The sequence below is a fragment of the Acetivibrio cellulolyticus CD2 genome, assembly GCF_000179595.2.
In the GTDB taxonomy this organism is placed as follows: Bacteria; Bacillota; Clostridia; order Acetivibrionales; family Acetivibrionaceae; genus Acetivibrio; species Acetivibrio cellulolyticus.
This window is the reverse complement of record NZ_JH556652.1, coordinates 75,328-76,464: the sequence shown is the minus strand read 5'-3', so window position 1 is coordinate 76,464 and position 1,137 is coordinate 75,328. Positions and strand designations below refer to the sequence as shown.

General features: G+C 33.1%; 2 protein-coding genes and 1 pseudogene. All 3 read left to right on the top strand.

What is annotated here, in order from left to right; genetic code table 11:
- Positions 1 to 373 (top strand): annotated as a pseudogene (locus ACECE_RS0202280) (hypothetical protein); the annotation flags it as partial.
- A gap of 281 nt (positions 374 to 654) precedes the next feature.
- Positions 655 to 777, top strand: a complete 123-nt coding sequence (locus ACECE_RS32065) for a hypothetical protein (RefSeq protein ID WP_268871003.1) — start codon at positions 655 to 657, stop codon at positions 775 to 777.
- Positions 778 to 800: 23 nt separating this feature from the next.
- Positions 801 to 1,136 carry a hypothetical protein gene (locus ACECE_RS0202270; protein WP_162862461.1) on the top strand — a complete coding sequence of 112 codons (336 nt, stop codon included), beginning with the start codon at positions 801 to 803 and terminating at the stop codon, positions 1,134 to 1,136.
- Position 1,137: the final 1 nt, after the last annotated feature.

The following is a 1,137-nucleotide window of genomic DNA, read 5'->3' as shown; positions in this document are numbered from 1 at the left end:
GAGCACATCAAGCTTTTCTAAACCGGGAGCTGATACTGGCACATCTCCACATATTCATTTTCAGATGTACATAGATGGAAATTTGGTAAATCCTTATGACTTCTTAAAGGAGCTTGAGAGTATTCAAAAGTCAGCTAGTAGCAGTGGTTTAAAAATCCGTACATATGCAGACATTCGATATAGAAACATAAATACTCAAAAGCTTCAGGAGTGGCTTGATAAGAAAAGGAACTCCAAGTTAAGCGAAGAACCCTATTTTTCTACAATTATAGGAGTTGCTAAAGATAGCGATTTAAATCCATTTCTTATGTTTGCCGTTGTAGGGCAGGAACAATCGTATGTTCCTAGGACTAACCCCAGAGCACAAAAATAGCTAATAATCCTTTCAATGTCACCAAGCCTGGTTCTGGAATACCTGGCTCATGGCAAACCTATAATCCAGGAATAGAAACATCTGCTAAAGGTGCTGCTAAAACAATATTACGTTTAAGTAAAAATTGTCCGGCTACTGAGGATGTTATCAAATGGATAAATAGAGACGGTCACGGATACGCAGAAGATAAAAACTGGTGGAAGGGTGTTTCAAAGAACTTTTCTAATTTGGAAAAGAATATTGGCTATTTCGACTAACAAATATCAGAAAGGGGAATTTATATGATTGATTTTATTAAAGCTTCAGCTATATTATATTTAGCTGCTTTTCTTATTACAATTATAATTGATACAAGTAAAGCAACAGTTTCATCTACTGGGGATGAAAAAAGTCAATGCCGGTGATTACTTTAAACAACTTTCTAAAAATGGCTGTATTGGGATTTGTAATAATAACTTTGTTAGGTACTATAATGGGTCTAGCTAAAAAACTTAAACTGGTAAAAATCCTGATTTTAAAAGATAAGACAGGTATTTTAAAATCTGAATTTTTAAGCTATTATATAAAGTTTTCAAGTACTTGGGTTTTAATATTTATTATTGCCATAGTCATTTATTTTACAGTTAGGGTAATCATTAGACTCAACCATTCAGGAAACAATACTCTTCTAAAGTTTCCTCCGAAGATAAATATTACTTCGAATAATTCGGTCAAAAAAGCATCCACACCATTAAACTTTGAAAAAATACTGATATATGCCTAAA